Genomic DNA, 18,647 nt, shown 5'->3' with positions numbered 1-18,647 from the left:
ACGTCTGATGGCCAGCGCCCGGTACTCGCCGTACGATAAGCGACATGCGACGTGCGGTGGCCGGTGTCAGTCGTCAAGTGTTTTCTTCACCTGCATGTTGCGCGGATTATGCGGATCGTCCGAGCTGAATTCCTCGACTTTCTTCACTTCGAACACCCTGTTCAGGTCGTTCATGTCCAAAGCGTTCGATGCGCCGATCGATTCGTCGCTCATGGAGTATTCGTCGTCTTCCGGGGCGACTTCAGGCTCCGGCGGTCCCGCCTGCACCGGCATGGGGGCTCCCCATGGGTCATCCGCGAATCCTGCCGGCGATGACGCCGGCTGCTGGGCCTGTTGCGATTGCATTTCGCGGGCGCTTTGCCGTGCGCTATGTCGTTCGCTGTGCTGTTCCGGCTGGTTTTGCCGCGGCTGCTCCGGCCCATTCGGTTGGCCTTGCTCCCGATCGTCCGTCTGCGGCGTGGGCAGTGGCGTGGCCCACGGATCGACGTCATCGCTCACATCCGGCACGTCCACATGTTTTACGTGGTGTTCCGGCGGCTGTACGTCGTTGGCGTTGCCTTCGGCGATGGGCGTCTGCGGAATTGGGGTGTTCCACGGATCGTCGTCTTCCGGCTCCTTGGCAACCTCCTTGCCGAGGTTCGCGGTCAGCAATGTGGCGGCCTTCAGCTGTTCCTGCACCAGCTGCGCGTTGATCTTGCTCTGCTCTTCCGGGCTGAGCTTGCTCCACGGCACCGCGGTGGAACCGTCGGCAAGCTTCTTGGCCGGCGCGAGAGTGACATCAGGGCCGAACACCTTATGCACTTCGCCGCGCACGATCTGCACCACATTGGTGGTGCCGTCGACCGCTTCCTTGGCCACGGCCTTGGCGAACGCGTATTTGCTCAACGACTTGTCGAATTTAATCCACAGTCGGCCTTTGACCCCGTCCAGCAGCACGCGGGGCACTTTCTCGCGGTCCACGTAGCGACGGACATCCTCAGGCAGGCCGGCAACGATCGCGTCCCACTTCTGGTCGGGAGTGCGATCGTCCGTTGCCGCAGGCTGGGGCGCGGACTGAGTCACGGACTGGGTGGGAGCGGATGGTTCGGCATTGGATAGTTTGGATGGCGCAGACTGCGTTTCAACCGGCTTGGACTCGGCTGAAGCGGCCGGCTCGCTGCCTTCCGACAGAGGTCCACCCATCGCCTGCTGGACTTCCGCCAATACGGAGGCCGCTCCGGAAACGACGGCATCGGCTGGATTCGTGGGAGCCGCGGACGGTTCCACGGCATGCCTTCCACGTGCCGATTGCGCGGCGTACCTACGGGAACCGGACGGACGCTGCGATTCAGACGCTGCGGCACCGCCCGCATGTCCAGCTTCCGGCATGCCGGACGATGGTGCGGCGGCTTGCGCGACCACGCCTGTCTCACGACCGGCAAGAAGGCGGGCGGCGAGCAGTTCCAGGCGCATGCGCGGCGAAATCGCACCGGTCATGTTGGCCAGCGTGGCGTTGATCGTATCCGCCATCTGCGTAAGCGCGGCCAATCCCAACGAAGCCGCCTGGCGATGCAGATCGTCCATGTTCTCGGTCGCGGTGTCGTCAGACAGCACGCTTTCCGCACGCTCACCGCCCAAGGTGAGCACCAGCAGGTCGCGCACGCGTGCCAGTAGGTCCTCAACGAAACGTCGGGGGTCGAATCCGCCGACCACGACCTTTTGAATGACGCCATACAGCGCCTCGCCGTTCTTGTCGGCGACGGCGTCGATTGCCTCGCCGATAAGCGCGTCCGGCGTGAAACCAAGCAGCGCGACCGCGGAATCGTAAGGAATCTTGCCGTCGACGGCACCGACCATCAGCTGGTCGAGCACGGACAGCGTGTCACGTACGGATCCGCCGCCGGCACGCATGGCCAAGCGCAGCACACCCGCTTCGGCCTCGATATGCTCGTCGGCGCAGATCTGCTCAAGATACGGGCCCATGACCTCCTGTGGCACCAGACGGAACGGATAGTGGTGGGTGCGGGAGCGAATGGTGCCGATCACCTTGTCCGGTTCGGTGGTGGCGAAGATGAACATGACATGCTCCGGCGGCTCCTCCACGATTTTCAGGAGCGCGTTGAAGCCCTGCGGCGTGACCATGTGGGCCTCGTCGAGGATGAAGATTTTATAGCGATCGCGGGCCGGGGCGAATCCGGCACGTTCACGCAGTTCACGGGCATCGTCCACACCGTTATGGGAGGCGGCGTCGATTTCCACCACGTCGATGGAGCCGGGGCCGCCGGTGGCAAGGTCACGGCAGCTGGCGCATTCACCGCACGGATGCGAGGTCGGACCTTTGGCGCAGTTGACGCAACGGGCCAGAATACGCGCGGAACTCGTTTTACCGCAGCCGCGCGGTCCGGAGAACAGATAGGCGTGCGTGAGCTTGTTCTCGTCAAGCGCACGCATCAGCGGAACCGTGACCTGATCCTGTCCGATCACGCCATCGAACGTGTCGGGACGATACCTTCTATACAGTGCCAGTGCCATCGCAAATTCCTTCCGCCGTAGTGTTCTAGAGTATCGATGAATTACGACACGTTCGCCAATCGGGAAGCGCCGAGGCCGACCATCTCCGCAAGTCCATCGCGTGTCTGTCTGATCTACAACCGGCGCAGCCGGTACTCTGGAAATCAGACATGAACCGTGTGATCGGCGTACCGTCGGTCACGAACGCTGACTGTTGCGCGCCTAAAACCCGTGCGTCACCACCATGCCGCACAAGGCGTTGCCACGCGATTGGGAGGAGAGAGCCATGACCGGGAAACCGGAAGCGTCCACCAGCACCATTGGAGACGCGCGTCGCTTGCAGATCGTGCAGGCGGCACGTGAGATCTGCTTGGAAAAAGGGTTTTCGAAGATCACGATCAGCGATATCGCCGAACGGGTCGGCATGACCAGATCGCTTTTCTACCACTATTTCCAAGACAAAGACCAGGTTGCGGATGCCGTGCTCGACGATGTCATCAGCGAAGTCATCGCCCGCCTGGAAGAGTGGAACGAGCATCGCGAGGCCGGCAACATCTCGAAGGCGCTTGACGATGTGGTGCGGCTGACCCGTTCGCTCATCGCCGATGAAGGCCCGTTCAGCCAACGTCTCATCGAGGATGGCAACGCTGCACTGTATCTGAGGTTCATCGACCGGGCCGCGGACCGCATTTCCGAATACCTGTGCGGTTCCACGGTACGTGAATTCGAGGAAAAGCACGGCATGCCGATCCGCAACGAGCATGAGACCTTCTACACGCTGATCGTCGGCTTGATCTCGCTGATCAGACTGCATCCTGACATTGACGATGACATTGTCAGGCAGGTGGCGGCACAGACGCTGCATTTGGACGAATATCTGTGACGGTGCTCCCACACGCGTCATTTCCGCCGGCAAGCAACATATAACGGCCGTTCAACGTCCGGAGGGGCATCGAGCGGCACCGGCTGGCTGACGGAAAACGACGTCAGGCGAGGAATCTACCGGTAAGAGGGTCGCGACCGTCACGTTTGATGGTTTCCAACACCCGTTCCTCGCTGTCGGCCGCCTGCGCTTCCGCCACGGCCGGCGGCACCAGCACACGCAGCGCACTGTCCTTGGCTAAGACCTTCACCGGCAAATGGCCCACGTATTCGCCATCGGCCATCAACACCGAAGGCTCATCCCCTTCGGTGGCGCGGGTGATTTCAATGTCGCGCACCCGCTTCCATCCGAAAGCATGGCTGCCCAGCAGTCGGCCGTGGTAGGCGCGTGCCACCGCGTCCACGCACTCCCGGAAATTCGGCACATGGTCAAGCCACACCAGATCAAGCAGTCCGTCCGCGAACCGTGAATACGGGGACACCTCGATGCCGCCGCCGATATGGCGGGAATTGGCCACGGTGAGCAGTGGCGAGATGATATCCCGCTCCTCCACCGAACCGTCGGCCAGCGTGGCCTTGATGTGGTATCCGTAGCTTTTCATGTGTGTCAGCTCCACGATGACCGCGGCGAAATACCGCAGCGAGCCATTCGGCAGATGCGAATGATTGGCGCGGTCGTTGATGCTTGCGTCCAAACCGCACGACAGCATGCCCGCATAATAGCGGTCGATCGGCGAGCGCGACTGTGAAACATCGGTTCCGTCGGTCGAATCGATGGCATGACCGTCAGGCAACGAAGTCACCAAGCCCATGTCCACGTCGATATGCGTGCCGCGCACAATCGCACCGACAATGCCTTCAACGGCGGTTTCGACGCGATTGACCGGCAAATCCAGTCCGCGTGCGAAATCATTGCCGGAGCCGATGGCCACGATGCCGAGTGGTTTGCCGGAGCAGCCGACTGCGTTGGCGCCTAACGCGACCATGCCGTCGCCTCCGACCGCGACCAGATAATCGTATTCGTCGCCGCGGCGGCGGGCGTTGGCCAGGGAATCGTCGAAGCTTGTGCCGGTCACATCGATTACGTCGAAGCCGTGCTTGCGTCCGGCTCCGCGCAGCAGATCAATGACATGACCGCCCACTTGGGCGCCCTTGCCTTTGTTCGATGTCGGATTGCAGACCACGGCAACGGTCGTATTCGCATGTGACGTCTTGCTCATACTTGTACGATAACCATGTTTCACGTCAAGCGCCAGATTGCCCATTACCTTCAGCTGAACATTCCGTGTCGTCATGCAACGACTGTCCGGCAATCTCCTAATCACAGGCAATAGGCCCCGCACGTGACTGCCGGACGACCCACGGTGCGAACGGTACCTGCGTGGCCGCCTGCACGGCGACCACCGCATCCTCGCCTTCAATGGCACAGGATTCGAGCCGGGTTCCATTGCCCGACGTTGTACGCGATGCGGCCGCGCACGGGTCGGCGGCACCGTCACGCAGCGACTGCGCGGCGGCCACCGACGCCAGGTCGGCCGTATTCTGCGCGCGATGCACGCACAGCAGCAGATTGCCTGCCATGGCGACCGCACCGAGCATGGCCGCGACGATTGCGATCAGCGCGACTCCCGATATGGTTCCGGAACCTTCGTCCGCGCCTTTCAGCACATGCAACACTCGTCGCACATACTGTTTCACGTCATGTTTCACGGAAGTCGTTCCTTTCTTGCCGCGCATTGGAAGCCTTTCAAAAACCGTTACGGACAGCACGCTGTCATGAACATCGCAATCAGAAATACCGAGTTGCCTTGCCCACGACGCTGGCGGGCAGCACGCCGGTCGGATCCGCCGCAACCGGGCAACGCACCACAACGGTGACGCTGTTCGCATTGGCGGCGAACGACACCGTGGAACCGCCACCGGCAATGGTTTGCGCCGCGGCGCGGGCTTTCGCTTCGCCGCCGGCGTCAATCGCCATGGCCCTCGCACCGGCGGCCGCAGCGTCCTGACAGTTCATGGACACTATGGAGGCACGCCCCAAACACAGCACCAGAATCGCCACCGCGGCCACGCAGGGAAGCACCACCGCGAATTCGGCGGTGACGGTTCCGCAATCGGCGTCACGGGCATGGCGTCTCCACCATCGCGCAAGCATGGTTACCCCACGCTCAACGCTTTCTTGATGAGGCCGGTCAGCAGCGTTTTCACGACATCCGATTTCACGATGGCGATCAGAACCGCGGCGAATGCCGTGGCCGCCACCAGCACCACCGCGTATTCGGCGGTGACCGCGCCCTTCTCCGGCTCGGCGGTCAGCAGGCGCATGCGCGCGTCCAATAGGCAGACCGCCTTATTGGCACGTTCCTTGGCCGCGCATAACTTCTGGCCGACGCGACCCATCAGACCCGGCGAACCATCGACATTGATTGACATTGCGTCGTTCATGACGCTCCTTTCATTCGGCTAATCCCGGCCGATTGACCGGGTACGCTCAGTGTCAGGTATTGGCATCGGCGATGGCATGGTTTTCGTGGGTTGTGGTCGAAGAACGTGGGTTATCCACACCCTCGGCGTGTCATCCACACTTATCCACAAGCGATTAGGGCATGACGGAACGGACCGCGCATCATCCGTCATTCCGACCGCGGTCCGATTCGAGCAAATTTGAGCCAATTCGCACCAACCCGCACTACCCCATGGCGAATCGGCCGCTACAGAAACGACATCACCGCCGGAATCACGCCAATGGCGACAAAGGCCGGCAGCATGCACAGGCCGGTCGGTAGCAACAACCGAATCGACAGTTTCGCCGCCGACTGTTCAATCCGCGACCGTTCATCCCAATCCAGCTGCTCGATTGCGGTTGCCAACCGATTCACCGGCGAGGAGCCGCTCGACCATGATGAGGAGAACGCGTCACGGACCACGGCGCAATCATCATCGTCAGGCCATGCCTCATTCCATGGCATGCCACTATTCAGCCGTTCTCCAGCCGAGCGCAATCCACCGCCGAACTCGCCTTCCACAATGTTTCCGACCGTAATCAGCGCGCGTGGAATGGACGCTCCTTGACGTATCGCCACGCTCAACATTTCCAATATCAAGGGCAATGGCAGATTGCATGACCGCACGTCGGAATCGGGCGGATTTCTGGCTGGCGACCATTCATACAGCCATGTCGCGCCAGCGGCGCCCACCGCTGCCAGCATCGGCCATGCCAAGCTCATCGCACATGCTCCTGCCGCATCAGCCTGCGAATCCAATACCAGCCGACGGCATAACAGCAGCCGGCGAAGCCGAGGCACATCCATCCTTTCACGTCTTCCACAAGGAATCGCAAGGGATGGGCTCCCATGCATTCCCCTAGCATCACCGTCAGCAACGGCAATGCCATCAGCAGCTTCACCGTGGCCTGCGGCATGGCAAAAGCGTTGGCACGCAAGTCGTCGAGCAGCCGTCGCCGCTTCAACGACGCCGCGACGGCCTCCAGGCATCGGCTCATCTCGCAGCCCAACTGCAGACTCAACGTGCAGGCCGCATGAAGTTCCGCACCAAGCTGATCCACATGCTTGTGTTGTTCCTGAAGCGAGCAGCGGCTTCGTACGGCCATGTCAATACGGAAACGGGTCAGTTCAGGCACTGCGAAAGGAGCGCCCTGTAATTCCTCGAACGCTTGGACCAAGGTGGCTCCGCTGCGTACGGACGCCCGCAGCGCGGCCACGCATGCGGCAGCGCCGATGGTCGGCATCCGTGGCGATGCATCCCGGTTTTCCCCATCGTTCCGGACTGTTCTGCCATGCCCGTCGGATTCATCATCACAAGTTCCATCTCCATCGGCCCCGCCGCTATCGTCAGCCGAACGAAGCCCGAAGCGAACCAGCACACGCTGTAATCGCCGCAATCCCGCCCATTCCACGTTCCGATTCAGCCACAGCCAGACGGCCATCGACGCCAGCCATGCGGCGCAATATTCCCAACCACACGCATCACGCATCATGCGCTCCATCGGCTCATGAATCCATCCCAACGTTGGCCGGCACGGACCGTACGGCCATCCCAGGCGGCCAGCAGACGCCCATGCAATCGCCCTTCCACCGCTTCCAATCTGCCGACCTGCGCAATGCGCCGTCTGCCGGCGATACGTTCCACATGAAGCACCACGTCGAACGCATCCTCGGCGAGCGCCGCCGTGGCGCGTGGCTCCAATCCGGCCAGCAAACCCAATGAGACCAATCGCGCCGGAACCGCCTCCACTTGATTGGCGTGCAATGTGGTCATGCCGCCTCGATGCCCGGAATTCAAGGCTCTGAGCAGATCCACGACTTCACCGCCACGGCATTCGCCGACCACCACGCGGTCCGGTCTCATGCGCAGCGTCGCGCAGATCAGTTCGGAAAGGCCTATGCCGCCGGCACCTTCCGTGTTGGCTTCGCGTGTGACCAGAGACACGTGGTTGGCATGTTGGATCATGCCCAATTCGCGCACTTCCTCGACGGTGACGATGCGCTCGTTCGGCGGGCATCGCATCAGCATGGCTTTGAGCATCGTGGTTTTGCCGGCACCGGTGCCGCCTGTCACCAGCACGCTTGCCTTGCGGGACACCAGTCCGGCCAGCAGGGGCAGCCATTCGGCTGGAAACATGCCGTTGCGCGCCAACGATTCCAGATTGGGCGAGACCGCATCGGGCAATCGTATGCTGATGGCCGCGCCCTGCGGCACCAGTGGTGCGATGACGGCGTGCACGCGCAGACCGTCCACGGTGGAGGCGTCGGCGATCGGGCAGGCGTCATCAAGCCGTCGGCCAAGTTGCGAGCATAATCGCGCTGCGAATTCACGAATCGACTGCGCTGACGGAAAGCATCGGCGCAGCAGACATACTTCCTGCATGCCTTGGCCGCAATCCGCCCAAACCGTGCCGTCGCAGGTCACCGCGATGTCCGTGACGCCCGGCTGCGAGGCGATGGCGCTAAGGGGTCCGAGTTCCATGCTTCACCCGCTTGCCTTCCAACGATTCCTGCAGTTCATCCGTGAGCGCGGCCAAGGCTTTGACGGTTTGGCGGTTCGGCCTGCGCAGGCCCAGGCCGTCCAGCAGTTCGCCGCACAGCTTGGCGTCCGGTTTGACAACCGCCGCGAGGGAATGGCCAAGATAGTTTTCCGTCTCTTCCAGCGTGGTCACGCCACGTCCACGTGCCACGCCGCGCGGTTCAACGCCGACGATATGGCCATGTTTCTGCCGTTCCGCCGTTCCACGCGATTGCATGGCCACTTTGGCTCGGGCCAGTCCGAGCACCGTCATTTCGACCACGGTGATGTGTGTGGCCTGGGCCAGTTCCGGAATGTCATCGAGTCCACGCCATTGCCCGGCGTCCACGATCACCGCGTCCTTCACCTGCGCGAGCGCGCGGATGCATGCCTGGATCTCCCAGGATTGCGGGTTTTCGCTTCGCCAGGGATTGCAGGCCAGCAGCGGCACGCCATCCCACACGGGCAGTTCTCGCAGCAGCGCTTTGCCGTCCACTTTGCCGAGCGGGGCGCTGATGTCTCCGAAGCGTGAACCGTCTTCGTCTTCCACACCGAGCAGCACGTCAAGACCGCCACCGTTGAGATCTGCGTCTACCAGCACGCTTTTGCATCCACGTTCCGTCAGTTCGCGGGCCAGCAGCGCCGCCAACGTGCTGGCACCGACTCCGGCGACGGCGGATCCGACCACCACGACGTTGCGTGGAGCAGGTTCCGGTTGCGCTTCAACGGGTTTCAGCCGTGTGGACGACGATTCCAACGGCGAACCCATGAAACCGCCCGCCACGGCAGGCCCGGCCCATCGTGCCGACGTTCGCGCGTCCACGGCGTTCTGCGGCGTATAGAACCGTTGCGGCGAGACCGTTTCCCGCCGAACGGTTTGCTGGGATCGAGTCGGCTGCCGCACTCTGGCCGCTGGCTGCGACCGGATTTTCGGCGAACACGTCACGCGCACGTCACGGCCTCCGTATGACGGCAATGGGACCGGAGGGACCTGTAATGAAGAAATTGCATCGCTCATACCGCCGATTGAAAAACGAAACCGCACATGGGTTCAAGCCGAAACGGCACCTGTGGTCGGAGAATGTGGGTTATCCACACCCTCGGCGTGTCATCCACACTTATCCACATCGCAACGCGATTCGGCACATCGCAAGACATTACGCAACGCAGCACGGCGCAGCGCAACAAAAAAGGAAGACCCGCCGAAGCGGGCCTTCCTGCAAGAATCTTCGGAGCAGAATCGCTGCACAACAACATCGTCGTAACGGTAAGTCTATCCAATGCCCGTTCAACGTAACAACCTATCTCGGTCATACACACCTTGTGGGGCTCTGCTCTTCAGTTGTTCTTGTACTTCGTAATTATGCTCGCCATTGCGGCAAGTGCAAACCGAAACGGGACGATGTTCCGTATTTATCGCAACTGTTGCTTTCCGATCGCAAGAATCGCAAAAATGCTCCATGCTGTGCGAATCGCAACGCTTGCTTGTTCATTCACGTTCATTTGCCCCGAAAAAACGGCGTGTCGGAAGCATATTTCACCAACTCGGCGAACGAATGTTAACTCCTGCTTAATTTTCCTGAGTTTTGCAAGACATTCCAAGCACTTGAGGATAAAGTAGATAACTATGGCACAGATTTTTGACGCACCCTCAAAGGCGATCCTGCGCAGCCAGATAGCTGAGCATATCGCTGAGACCGATAAGAACGATAAGCGCGAGCTTCAGGCAGGCGAGGAACCGCTGCCGAATGACCGTTTCTTCGACCGTGAGCTGAGCTGGTTGAAGTTCAACAAGCGCGTCCTCGAGCTTGCACAGGATGAGGACCTGCCGGTCATCGAACGCGCGAGCTTCGCCGCGATCTTCGCGAACAACCTCGACGAGTTCTTCATGGTCCGCGTGGCCGGCCTGAAGCGCCGCATCGACACCGGCATCGCCGTGACGGCCGCTTCCGGACTGAGCCCGAGGCAGCAGCTGCGCGCCATCAGCGAGCAGGCCCACCGCCTGCAGGACGAGCACGCGCACTACATCATCGACCACATCCTCCCCGACCTGGCGAAGGAACAGATCGTGCTGCTGAGCTGGGACAAGCTCACCGCGGCCGAGCAGGAGCGCCTGTCGCGCTACTACCGCCAGCAGGTGTTCCCGGTTCTGACTCCGCTTGCCGTGGATCCGGCCCACCCGTTCCCGTACATTTCCGGCGGTTCCCTCAACCTCGCCGTGCTGGTGGAGAATCCGGCATCCGGCAAGTCGCACTTCGCCCGCGTGAAGGTTCCTGACAACCTGAACCGTCTCGTGCCGGTCGACGACCTGACCGAAGACGAGAACACCAACGTGCGCTATGGCTTCATCACCATGGAGAACCTGATCATCGCCCACCTGGAATCCCTGTTCCCGGGCATGATCATCAAGGAGGCACGCTCCTTCCGCGTCACCCGTAACGAGGACATCGACGTGGAAGAGGATGACGCCGAGAACCTGCTCAACGCCATGGAGAAGGAGCTGCTGCGCCGTCGTTTCGGACCGCCGATCCGTTTGGAGATCTCCGACGAGACCAGCCCGTTCCTGTCCCAGCTGCTCGCCGACCAGCTGCGCGTGAGCGCCGACGAGGTCTACCGCCTGCCGGCGCCGCTTGACGCGACCGTGCTGTTCGAGCTCGGCGGCATCGACCGTCCGGATCTCAAGTACCGTCCGTTCATTCCGACCACCAATCGTCAGATCGCCGAAGTCGAATCGTCCCGTGCGCAGGACATTTTCGCCGCCATCCGCGAGCGCGACATCCTGCTGCACCACCCGTACGATTCCTTCTCGACGTCCGTGCAGGCGTTCCTGGCGCAGGCCGCGGCCGATCCGAAGGTGCTGGCCATCAAGCAGACGCTGTACCGTACGTCCAGCAATTCGCCGATCATCGACGCGCTGATCGACGCCGCGCATGCCGGCAAGCAGGTGCTGGCGCTGGTCGAGATCAAGGCGCGTTTCGACGAGGACGCCAACATCGCGTGGGCCCGCAAGCTGGAACGCGCGGGCGTGCACGTGGTGTACGGCATCGTCGGCCTGAAGACCCACTGCAAGCTGAGCCTTGTGGTGCGTCAGGAAGCCGACGGCCTGCGTCGTTACTGCCACGTGGGCACCGGTAATTACAATCCGAAGACCGCACGTATCTACACCGACCTGGGCCTGCTGACCTGCGATCCGGTGGTCGGCCAGGATATGACCCGCCTGTTCAACCAGCTGTCCGGCTACGCGCCGAAGTCGAGCTTCCACCGTCTGCTGGTGGCGCCGCGCACCGTGCGTTCCGGCTTGATTCAGCGCATCCGCCGCGAGGAGGACGCCGCACGCGCCGGCAAGGAAGCGTGGATCAAGATCAAGGTCAACTCCATCGTTGACGAAAAGACCATCGACGCGCTGTACCGTGCAAGCCAGGCCGGCGTGAAGATCGACATCGTCGAACGTGGCATCTGCGCGCTCAAGCCGGGCGTTCCGGGACTTTCCGAGAACATCCGCGTGCGTTCGATCCTCGGCCGTTTCCTTGAGCACAGCCGTATTTACGCGTTCGCCAACTCCGATGGCCCGCAGATCGGCGAAGGCCCTGCGGCCGGTCCGGAAGTGTGGATTGGTTCCGCCGATCTGATGCACCGCAACCTCGACCGTCGAGTCGAAGCGCTGGTCCGCATCGTGGCTCCGGAGCAGATCGACGAGCTCATCAAGTACGTCGATCTGCAGATGGCCGATTCCACCGCGTCTTGGCATATGCAGGCCGATGGCACCTATGTGCGCCATTGCAAGGATGAGGAAGGTCGACCGCTGGTCGACAGCCAGGAATACCTCATCAAGAAACACACGCGTCGACCGGTAAGGCACTGATCGATCGAGGCGAATGGCCGGTTCCGCACCTTGCGGGCCCGGCCATTTTCTGTATGTTCGGACGTCACGCGCCGCCGCCAGCCCGGCCCAGCCTAGAATAGGACAATATGAGCGAAAAGATGAGACGCATCGTGGAAGCCGCCGGCGGCATCGTATGGCGATGGAAGGCGGGCAGCGATATCGCGAACGATCCTGCGATCGCCAGTAGCAAATCCGCGCAGGAACAGCTCGACAGCATTGAAGTATGTATCGTGCACCGTCCGAAGTATGACGATTGGAGCTGGCCGAAAGGCAAACTCGAGCAGAACGAGACGCATCGGCATGCGGCGGTGCGTGAAATCGGCGAAGAGACGGGGTCGCCGGTCAAACTCGGACCGTATCTGTGCGAAGTCGAATACCCGTTGTCCGAAGAGGGCAAGAAGACCCGGCATTCGCACGATTGCACGGCCGACACCAAGCACACGTTGTATTGGATGGCGCAGCCGATTTCCGCCGACGACGCCGAACATCTGCTGGACGCGTTCGGCCCGGTGCACCGCGCGGACGTGGGCGAAATCAACGATATCGTCTGGGTTTCCGTACGTGAGGCGCGCAAAATACTGTCCCATTCGACCGATAAGGACACGTTGGCAGTGTTCGTGGACCGCGTGCAGGAGGGTGCCGCGACCGCGCAGAATCTGCTGATCGTACGCCATGCGAAGGCTGAATCGCGCAAGTCGTGGAAGGGCACCGACGCGAACCGTCCAATCACGCCGAAAGGCGCGGCGATGGCGTTTGCCCTCAACCGCGAGCTCGCCTGTTTCAACCCGACGCGACTGGCCACCTCGCCGTGGCTGCGCTGCCAGGAGACGTTGCAGGTGCTGAGCTGGCAGACCGAACGGCCGATGGAACACATCAACACGTTGACGGAGGACGCGTTCGCCGAGCATCCGGCGGTCTCATGGCTGGCGTTCCGCGAGCAGATCACGCAGACGCTCAACAGCCGCGAAACCACGGCCATCTGCATGCACCGGCCGGTCATCGGCGGCATGTACGACCATTTGCGCGGCCTGTGTGCGCGTAAGCAGCTTGCCAAGCAGCTCATCGCAAAATCGCCATACATGCCTACCGGCACCGCCATGTCGCTGTTCATCATCGACACACCGCAAGGCCCCAGCATCATCGACATTCAGAAGGTCTCCCCCATTGTCTACTAACATGCACTACGGTTCCGGTTCAGTCGTTCCCAGCCGTTCCGCCGGTTTCACGAACACCGGTTCGCCGCGTCCGGCACGCCCCGGCCAGCTCGACCAGATGATGGCCGACAATATCGCCGGCGACGCCGATCCGGCGGAAATCAACGAAATGTGCCATGCGTCGGCCGCGGCGCTGCTTGACCGCGTGCACCACACGCAGGACGCCGAACTGGTGGAACGCGTGCTGACGCTGGTGGACCGCGAAGGCGTGGACGTGATCGCCGAACTGTGGAGCCATGCCGACCCCGACTCGCTGCCGGGCATTCTGTGGCGACTGTATCTGCTGCGTACGTGGATGCGGAAGAACCGCGAATCGATCGCGCGACTGTGGCGCGTCGGCGAGCCCGTCGCCACCACCGCTTCCGCGATTGCCGGCGTGGACCAAGCACCGACGGAAAACGACATCGCACGTACCGCCGATTCGATTTTGGCCGGCGCGTTTACAGGCGATTTCGCCGTGGCACTTGAGCGGGCCGCCGCCTTCACCGACGTGGTTGCGTTGGGATTGCGTATCGAAGCGCGCAAACTGGCTTCGCTGAGCGGTTCCAGCGAGGCTGGATCATCTGATGTTTCCGACGGTTCCGCTACGTCTGCTGCGGCCGGCAGCCGCCCGTCGGCCGTTGAGAAGCGGGCGCGCGCGAAGGCTGCGAAACTGATGCACACAGCCGGCAACCTGTTCGCCACGGCCAAGGATTTCCGCCACGGGGCGAATCTGTGGCGGCGCGGACGATTGGAATAGGCCGTTCCACTGTCGTTTTCCACTACTGCTTTCCACCGCCGCTTTCCGTAATTTTCCCCCGTTTCATACCCCACGCGACACGGCGCTGCGAAGCGTCGAGCGCGACTGTACAATAGGAATTCGCGCCGGGCCATGCATAGCCCCGGGCTCCATTTTTTGCCGCTGCGAGCGGCCTTTGCGCCGACAGGCGCTTTCGTGGTTCGGCGCTTTTCTCCTCTTTTGATGTTTTCCTGATTTTTCTCTGGCTTTCTTGCGATTTTCGATTGCCATCCGATCGGCGCTCATCTGGGTTTCATTTGACCGACCTACCGGCGCGTTGCCGAACAGCCGATACATGGACTACGCTTAGAAACCATGGATATTCATGTTTTGAACCACCCGCTGGTGGACCACAAGCTCACCGTTCTTCGCGACAAGAACACTCCGTCCTCCACGTTCCGCGAGCTCGTTTCCGAACTCGTGATGCTCGAGGCCTACGAAGCCACCCGCGACATCGAAGTCGTGGACAAGCCCATCGAAACCCCGGTGGCTCCGATGATCGGCAAGCACATCGCCGCCCCGGCTCCGATTATCGTGCCGGTGCTGCGCGCAGGTCTGGGCATGCTCGACGGCATGACCAAGATGATTCCGTCCGCTGAAGTCGGTTTCCTCGGCATGAAGCGCGACGAGGAGAACCCGACCCAGCAGATCACGTACGCGAACCGTCTGCCGGAGGATCTCACCGGCCGTCAGTGCTTCCTGATCGACCCGATGCTCGCCACCGGCGGCACGCTCGTTGCGGCCACCCACTATCTGGCCGAGCGCGGTGCGAAGGACATCACCGCAGTGTGCATTCTGGGCGCTCCGGAAGGTCTGAAGTTCGTTGAGGAAAACCTCGACCCGTCCATCAAGTTCAAGCTGGTGCTGTGCGCCGTCGATGAGAAGCTCAACGACAAGTGCTACATCGTGCCGGGCTTGGGTGACGCCGGCGACCGTCTGTACGGCGTGATCGACTGAGCTGCCAATCGGAATAAATCAATCGAATAAAAATTCGGCCTGCTACCGCACCAATCATGCGATGGCAGGCCGAAACCATATAAAACCGGCTGTCGCCTGTCGATCATAGTCCGTCGACTAGCGCCCGGCTGCTGTCGCTCGCCGGGCAACTATCAGTCGGCTACTGTTCGTCGGGCACGAACGCTTCGAAGATGTGGCGGTCGAACTGGTCGCAGCACTGCGCGTATTCGTCGCGGCTGCGCACGGTCCACGACACCGGCACCGCACCCATGAATCGGGCCAGCTTCACCTGCGGGCTGTTGCCGCCCTTCCAATCGTAGGCGACGAAATCAGGACGGGAAATCCAGTCGGACAACAGCGCGCCGGCCGCGTATTCCTTGCCGAGCGCCACCGGATCGGTGGGCTTGTCCTCGCCGTACGGCCACCAAGACAGCTGGCCGCGGCACACTTCCGGACGGTTTTCCTTGTACCAGTTCACGGCGGCCGGGTTGAACGATTCGATTACGTACTTGCCGGAGTATGCCTGCAGCAACGCGTCGCCCTTCTCCATAAGCTCCACGTCGCGCGGATCCCACTTGGAGTTGTCATCGAACTTATATTCCACAATCAGCGGCACACGACCAGCCACCACTTTGAGCACGTCGGCGAATAGCGGCACATGCTGATAGTAGCCTTCCGGCGCGTTGTCCGGCGTGGTGACCAGCGGCGGTTCCTCCAATGCCAACGGCAGCGGCGCGGCCTTGCATGCGCCCGGAGCGTCGGTCGGGAACAGCGGAATACGAGTCAGCTCGTCATACGTGAGATCGGCGATACGGCGCGGATCTCCGGCAACACGCATCAGGTCGCCGTCATGCACCACCACGACCTCGCCATCGCGCGTCATCTGCAGGTCCAGTTCGATACCGTACCCGGCTTCACAGGCGGCTGCGAACGCGGCAAGCGAGTTTTCAGGGGCAATCACGCCGGGTGTATCAGGGCTGCCGTACCCGGCTTTCATGGCCATGCGGCGGGCGAGCGCCACGTATTCGCCGCTTTCGTTGGCGTATTGCGCGGTCAGGCCGGAACCGGCGTCATGCAGACCGCGGTGCGCGTACCACACATCCGGAACGGCCGGCACATAGTTGCGCCGCTTGTCGGAGAAGGAACGCGGGGCGATCGCCCACACCGCGGCTCCCGCCGCCACCGCACCACCGAGCAGCGCTTTCTTGAGAAACGACTTTGACATGGGCATCCTCCCTTGCGATTGACCCTGCTCACCGCATTTGCGCGCGCAATGAGCCACTTGTTACGAGCGTAGCCCAGTTTGCCGGTTTTCGCTCACGATTTCACCGATTATTCAGTTTCGTCGTTGCATATGGCGATTCCCACGCTCTAACGGCACCCACGTCGGCCTCGAAAGGCTTTCGCGGGACAAAATATGGAAGGGCGATTGCCGAGTCGGTGGTGGGGCCTGGCAGGTTGCGCCCTGTTGCTCACGACTTGCGATTTAGGCCGGTTTGGCACAGTCGTGAGCGAAAGAGGGTGCGGCAAAGCATGGTAGGGGGTATAAATCGCCTGTTTTTCCGTCTTTTTTGACGCACATCCCGCCAAAGATACGCAAAATCGTAAGTCGTGAGCAAAAGGGGGTATCGCCGATCGTTTCCCTTTCGCATTTTGTTACCAGGAACGGACTTTCGCGGGACAAAATACGGAAGGGCGATTACCGAGCCGGTAAGACTGGCTAATCGCCTTTTATTAGCGGACTGAGACGGTGAGGCTATGCGGCCAATCGGCGGCGTGATGCGAGGTGCGGGCCGCTGCGTTGCGGCGGAGCACGGCGATGCCGGCAAGCGCGATGGCGAGCGTGCCGTAGGTTGCGACGAAACCGTAGACGGTGAATGACGAGACCGCGGAATCCGCAGCCTCGTGTTTGGCTTGCGCCGCGTTGTATGGCACGCGATGGCCGCGCACCAGCAGCCGTTGCGTGTTCACGCCGTACGGCGTGCAGGTGACGAGCGTGACGAGGTTCTTGCCGGGCTGGACGCTGAGTTCCTTCGTTTGGTCGGGTTTGACCACGCTGATTCGATCGACCTCGTAGGCGAGCGTGCGGTTGAGCACGGTGATGTAGAAGTGGTCGCCTTTCCTCACCTTGTCAAGGTCGGTGAACAGGCGTGAGGTCGGCAGGCCGCGGTGTGCGGAGAGCACGGCGTGCGTGTTTTTGCCGCCGACGGGCAGGGCGGAGCCACGTAGATGGCCGACGCCTTTCTGCAGCGATTCCGGTGTGGTGTAGTGGCAGATCGGCAAGGTGGATTTGAGTCGGGGGATGTTGATGTATGCCATCACGCCGTTGGGGTCCTCGTTGAGGAAGCTGGCGTATTCGGCGTCCTCTTCGGGCGTGGTGACGGCGAACGCGTCGGGAACGCCTTTGCCGGGCACAGTGGCGTTGTACGCGTCGATCCGTTTGAATTCTGCGTAGTCCTCGCCGGACGGATTGACCTGCACACGTTGTGTGTAGCCGGATACGAGCATGTCGTAGCGGCGTTCGTTCCACCAGTTGCCGACAAGCGGATAGAACAGCAGAAGGGCCCCCGTTATGAAGATCGCGATGATGGCGATGCTTTGCACCGTCTTGCGATTCATACCGTGGACCCTTCCTTGCGATTCTCCGTTATCAGCCGTTTACTTGGCGGACTGGCGCTTGCTACGGGCGTACAGCCACACCGCTCCGGCCATCAGCGCGATGCCGAGCACGGCGAACAGCACCGTGCCAACGCTACCGGTGGTCGGCAGGGCGGAGGTGCGGGTGTCCTGGATGGTCACGTCGTATTGCCAATCCTTGGTCTCGTTCACGGTTTTGGACTGGCAGCTGGTCGTTGCTGGTGGCGGACGTCTTCATGGGGGCCACGTTCTGTTTCGGGCCGACCACCAGCGCCATGGCGTCCTTGCCCTGCCTGCCGCGGTGGTACAGGCCCCAATCGTATTTCGATTCAGGCACGGTGTTGACCACCTGGTACAGCGAGCTCGCCTGGTTGGAGTTCAGTTCGGCGTACTGGTCGTTGCCGTTCGACGTGGCCGGCTTGCCGAATTGGCTGCCTTCGGCCGCGGCCACTTTCTCGCCGGTGCGCATGTGCAGGGAGTCATTGTCTCCGTTGCCGTTTTTGAAGACACTGCCGATTTCGATGTTGCCTGAAGTCGTGGTGGATTTCCAATACGGAACATCGCTGGTTTCACGGTACTGGTACGCGTCCGGCTGTTCGAAACTGCCGTTCTGCAGGCTGTTTTCGGCGGAGACGGTGGCAACGTCGGAAGCGGCGGAAACCTCCGTCCCTTCGGCGGAATCCACTCCGACAAGGGGAATAAGGGGGATACCAAATCCAAGAATCAGGGCACAGGTGATCACGAGCGCGAGCACGCTTCGCTGGGATTTCCCGGCCTGCATGTC

The 18,647-nt window shown here is 61.6% G+C and carries 18 protein-coding genes; 5 read left to right on the top strand and 13 right to left on the bottom strand.

All coding sequences use genetic code 11. The features are described from left to right. Nucleotides 1-66: 66 nt before the first annotated feature. On the bottom strand, nt 67-2,511 hold the full coding sequence (gene dnaX, locus OGI63_RS01790) for a DNA polymerase III subunit gamma/tau (RefSeq protein WP_011742675.1): 2,445 nt from the start codon (nt 2,509-2,511) through the stop codon (nt 67-69). 265 nt (nt 2,512-2,776) lie between these two features. On the opposite strand from dnaX, the gene OGI63_RS01785 reads away from it, so the two are divergent. Then, entirely contained in the window at nt 2,777-3,373 is a 597-nt protein-coding gene (locus OGI63_RS01785) for a TetR/AcrR family transcriptional regulator (protein WP_033499555.1), read from the top strand. Between the two features lie 103 nt (nt 3,374-3,476). Here OGI63_RS01785 and OGI63_RS01780 read toward each other — a convergent pair whose 3' ends face one another. The 8 genes from OGI63_RS01780 to OGI63_RS01745 all read right to left on the bottom strand — a co-directional run bounded on the left by OGI63_RS01780 (nt 3,477) and on the right by OGI63_RS01745 (nt 9,163). After that, nucleotides 3,477-4,592: a diacylglycerol/lipid kinase family protein gene (locus tag OGI63_RS01780; RefSeq protein WP_041777466.1), complete on the bottom strand. Its 1,116-nt coding sequence runs from the start codon at nt 4,590-4,592 to the stop codon at nt 3,477-3,479. A gap of 97 nt (nt 4,593-4,689) precedes the next feature. Then, a complete protein-coding gene (locus OGI63_RS01775) occupies nt 4,690-5,082 on the bottom strand; it encodes an Rv3654c family TadE-like protein (protein ID WP_227561380.1) in 393 nt (130 codons plus the stop codon). A gap of 79 nt (nt 5,083-5,161) precedes the next feature. After that, complete coding sequence (locus OGI63_RS01770; protein ID WP_003807487.1) at nt 5,162-5,527, bottom strand: TadE family type IV pilus minor pilin; 366 nt, start codon at nt 5,525-5,527, stop codon at nt 5,162-5,164. A 2-nt stretch (nt 5,528-5,529) separates the two neighbouring features. Further along, the gene (locus OGI63_RS01765; protein ID WP_368099832.1) at nt 5,530-5,772 is read right to left on the bottom strand and encodes a DUF4244 domain-containing protein; all 243 of its coding nucleotides are present in this window, start codon (nt 5,770-5,772) and stop codon (nt 5,530-5,532) included. Nucleotides 5,773-6,083: 311 nt separating this feature from the next. Next, nucleotides 6,084-6,464, bottom strand: coding sequence for a type II secretion system F family protein (locus tag OGI63_RS01760; RefSeq protein WP_249746964.1), 381 nt, complete (start codon nt 6,462-6,464; stop codon nt 6,084-6,086). Between the two features lie 131 nt (nt 6,465-6,595). Next, complete coding sequence (locus OGI63_RS01755) at nt 6,596-7,378, bottom strand: type II secretion system F family protein (protein WP_003807479.1); 783 nt, start codon at nt 7,376-7,378, stop codon at nt 6,596-6,598. Then, nucleotides 7,366-8,358 (bottom strand): CpaF family protein, encoded by a 993-nt coding sequence (locus OGI63_RS01750; RefSeq protein ID WP_011742672.1) that lies wholly within the window; start codon nt 8,356-8,358, stop codon nt 7,366-7,368. Before OGI63_RS01750 ends, OGI63_RS01755 begins: the two co-directional genes overlap by 13 nt. Continuing rightward, nucleotides 8,339-9,163, bottom strand: a complete 825-nt coding sequence (locus OGI63_RS01745; RefSeq protein ID WP_011742671.1) for a P-loop NTPase — start codon at nt 9,161-9,163, stop codon at nt 8,339-8,341. The genes OGI63_RS01750 and OGI63_RS01745 overlap by 20 nt, the downstream gene beginning before the upstream one ends. An 858-nt stretch (nt 9,164-10,021) precedes the next feature. On the opposite strand from OGI63_RS01745, the gene OGI63_RS01740 reads away from it, so the two are divergent. From OGI63_RS01740 to upp, 4 genes are all read left to right on the top strand, one after another. After that, complete coding sequence (locus OGI63_RS01740) at nt 10,022-12,256, top strand: RNA degradosome polyphosphate kinase (protein WP_011742670.1); 2,235 nt, start codon at nt 10,022-10,024, stop codon at nt 12,254-12,256. A gap of 107 nt (nt 12,257-12,363) precedes the next feature. After that, the gene (locus tag OGI63_RS01735; protein WP_011742669.1) at nt 12,364-13,452 is read left to right on the top strand and encodes an NUDIX hydrolase; all 1,089 of its coding nucleotides are present in this window, start codon (nt 12,364-12,366) and stop codon (nt 13,450-13,452) included. A 1-nt stretch (nt 13,453) separates the two neighbouring features. Then, a complete protein-coding gene (locus OGI63_RS01730; RefSeq protein WP_011742668.1) occupies nt 13,454-14,230 on the top strand; it encodes a hypothetical protein in 777 nt (258 codons plus the stop codon). A 354-nt stretch (nt 14,231-14,584) separates the two neighbouring features. Continuing rightward, entirely contained in the window at nt 14,585-15,226 is a 642-nt protein-coding gene (gene upp, locus OGI63_RS01725; protein ID WP_003807463.1) for a uracil phosphoribosyltransferase, read from the top strand. A 160-nt stretch (nt 15,227-15,386) separates the two neighbouring features. Here upp and OGI63_RS01720 read toward each other — a convergent pair whose 3' ends face one another. From OGI63_RS01720 to OGI63_RS01705, 4 genes are all read right to left on the bottom strand, one after another. Then, a complete protein-coding gene (locus OGI63_RS01720; protein ID WP_407918980.1) occupies nt 15,387-16,451 on the bottom strand; it encodes a glycerophosphodiester phosphodiesterase family protein in 1,065 nt (354 codons plus the stop codon). Nucleotides 16,452-16,960: 509 nt separating this feature from the next. Continuing rightward, nucleotides 16,961-17,845, bottom strand: a complete 885-nt coding sequence (locus OGI63_RS01715) for a class C sortase (protein ID WP_011742666.1) — start codon at nt 17,843-17,845, stop codon at nt 16,961-16,963. A gap of 39 nt (nt 17,846-17,884) precedes the next feature. Then, the gene (locus OGI63_RS01710; protein ID WP_167524178.1) at nt 17,885-18,025 is read right to left on the bottom strand and encodes an LPXTG cell wall anchor domain-containing protein; all 141 of its coding nucleotides are present in this window, start codon (nt 18,023-18,025) and stop codon (nt 17,885-17,887) included. Next, nucleotides 17,979-18,644, bottom strand: coding sequence for a hypothetical protein (locus OGI63_RS01705; RefSeq protein WP_041777210.1), 666 nt, complete (start codon nt 18,642-18,644; stop codon nt 17,979-17,981). Before OGI63_RS01705 ends, OGI63_RS01710 begins: the two co-directional genes overlap by 47 nt. Nucleotides 18,645-18,647 lie beyond the last annotated feature (3 nt).

The organism is Bifidobacterium sp. KRGSERBCFTRI, from assembly GCF_025908335.1.
This window is presented reverse-complemented; position numbering and strand designations above follow the sequence as displayed.

What these genes read in the sequence shown, in the direction of transcription:
- dnaX (WP_011742675.1), bottom strand. Translation starts at nt 2,511, where the DNA reads ATGGCACTGGCACTGTATAGAAGGTATCGTCCCGACACGTTCGATGGC.
- OGI63_RS01785 (WP_033499555.1), top strand. Translation starts at nt 2,777, where the DNA reads ATGACCGGGAAACCGGAAGCGTCCACCAGCACCATTGGAGACGCGCGT.
- OGI63_RS01780 (WP_041777466.1), bottom strand. Translation starts at nt 4,592, where the DNA reads ATGAGCAAGACGTCACATGCGAATACGACCGTTGCCGTGGTCTGCAAT.
- OGI63_RS01770 (WP_003807487.1), bottom strand. Translation starts at nt 5,527, where the DNA reads ATGCTTGCGCGATGGTGGAGACGCCATGCCCGTGACGCCGATTGCGGA.
- OGI63_RS01765 (WP_368099832.1), bottom strand. Translation starts at nt 5,772, where the DNA reads ATGGGTCGCGTCGGCCAGAAGTTATGCGCGGCCAAGGAACGTGCCAAT.
- OGI63_RS01760 (WP_249746964.1), bottom strand. Translation starts at nt 6,464, where the DNA reads ATGTTGAGCGTGGCGATACGTCAAGGAGCGTCCATTCCACGCGCGCTG.
- OGI63_RS01755 (WP_003807479.1), bottom strand. Translation starts at nt 7,378, where the DNA reads ATGGAGCGCATGATGCGTGATGCGTGTGGTTGGGAATATTGCGCCGCA.
- OGI63_RS01750 (WP_011742672.1), bottom strand. Translation starts at nt 8,358, where the DNA reads ATGGAACTCGGACCCCTTAGCGCCATCGCCTCGCAGCCGGGCGTCACG.
- OGI63_RS01745 (WP_011742671.1), bottom strand. Translation starts at nt 9,163, where the DNA reads ATGGGTTCGCCGTTGGAATCGTCGTCCACACGGCTGAAACCCGTTGAA.
- OGI63_RS01740 (WP_011742670.1), top strand. Translation starts at nt 10,022, where the DNA reads ATGGCACAGATTTTTGACGCACCCTCAAAGGCGATCCTGCGCAGCCAG.
- OGI63_RS01735 (WP_011742669.1), top strand. Translation starts at nt 12,364, where the DNA reads ATGAGCGAAAAGATGAGACGCATCGTGGAAGCCGCCGGCGGCATCGTA.
- OGI63_RS01730 (WP_011742668.1), top strand. Translation starts at nt 13,454, where the DNA reads ATGCACTACGGTTCCGGTTCAGTCGTTCCCAGCCGTTCCGCCGGTTTC.
- upp (WP_003807463.1), top strand. Translation starts at nt 14,585, where the DNA reads ATGGATATTCATGTTTTGAACCACCCGCTGGTGGACCACAAGCTCACC.
- OGI63_RS01720 (WP_407918980.1), bottom strand. Translation starts at nt 16,451, where the DNA reads ATGTCAAAGTCGTTTCTCAAGAAAGCGCTGCTCGGTGGTGCGGTGGCG.
- OGI63_RS01715 (WP_011742666.1), bottom strand. Translation starts at nt 17,845, where the DNA reads ATGAATCGCAAGACGGTGCAAAGCATCGCCATCATCGCGATCTTCATA.
- OGI63_RS01705 (WP_041777210.1), bottom strand. Translation starts at nt 18,644, where the DNA reads ATGCAGGCCGGGAAATCCCAGCGAAGCGTGCTCGCGCTCGTGATCACC.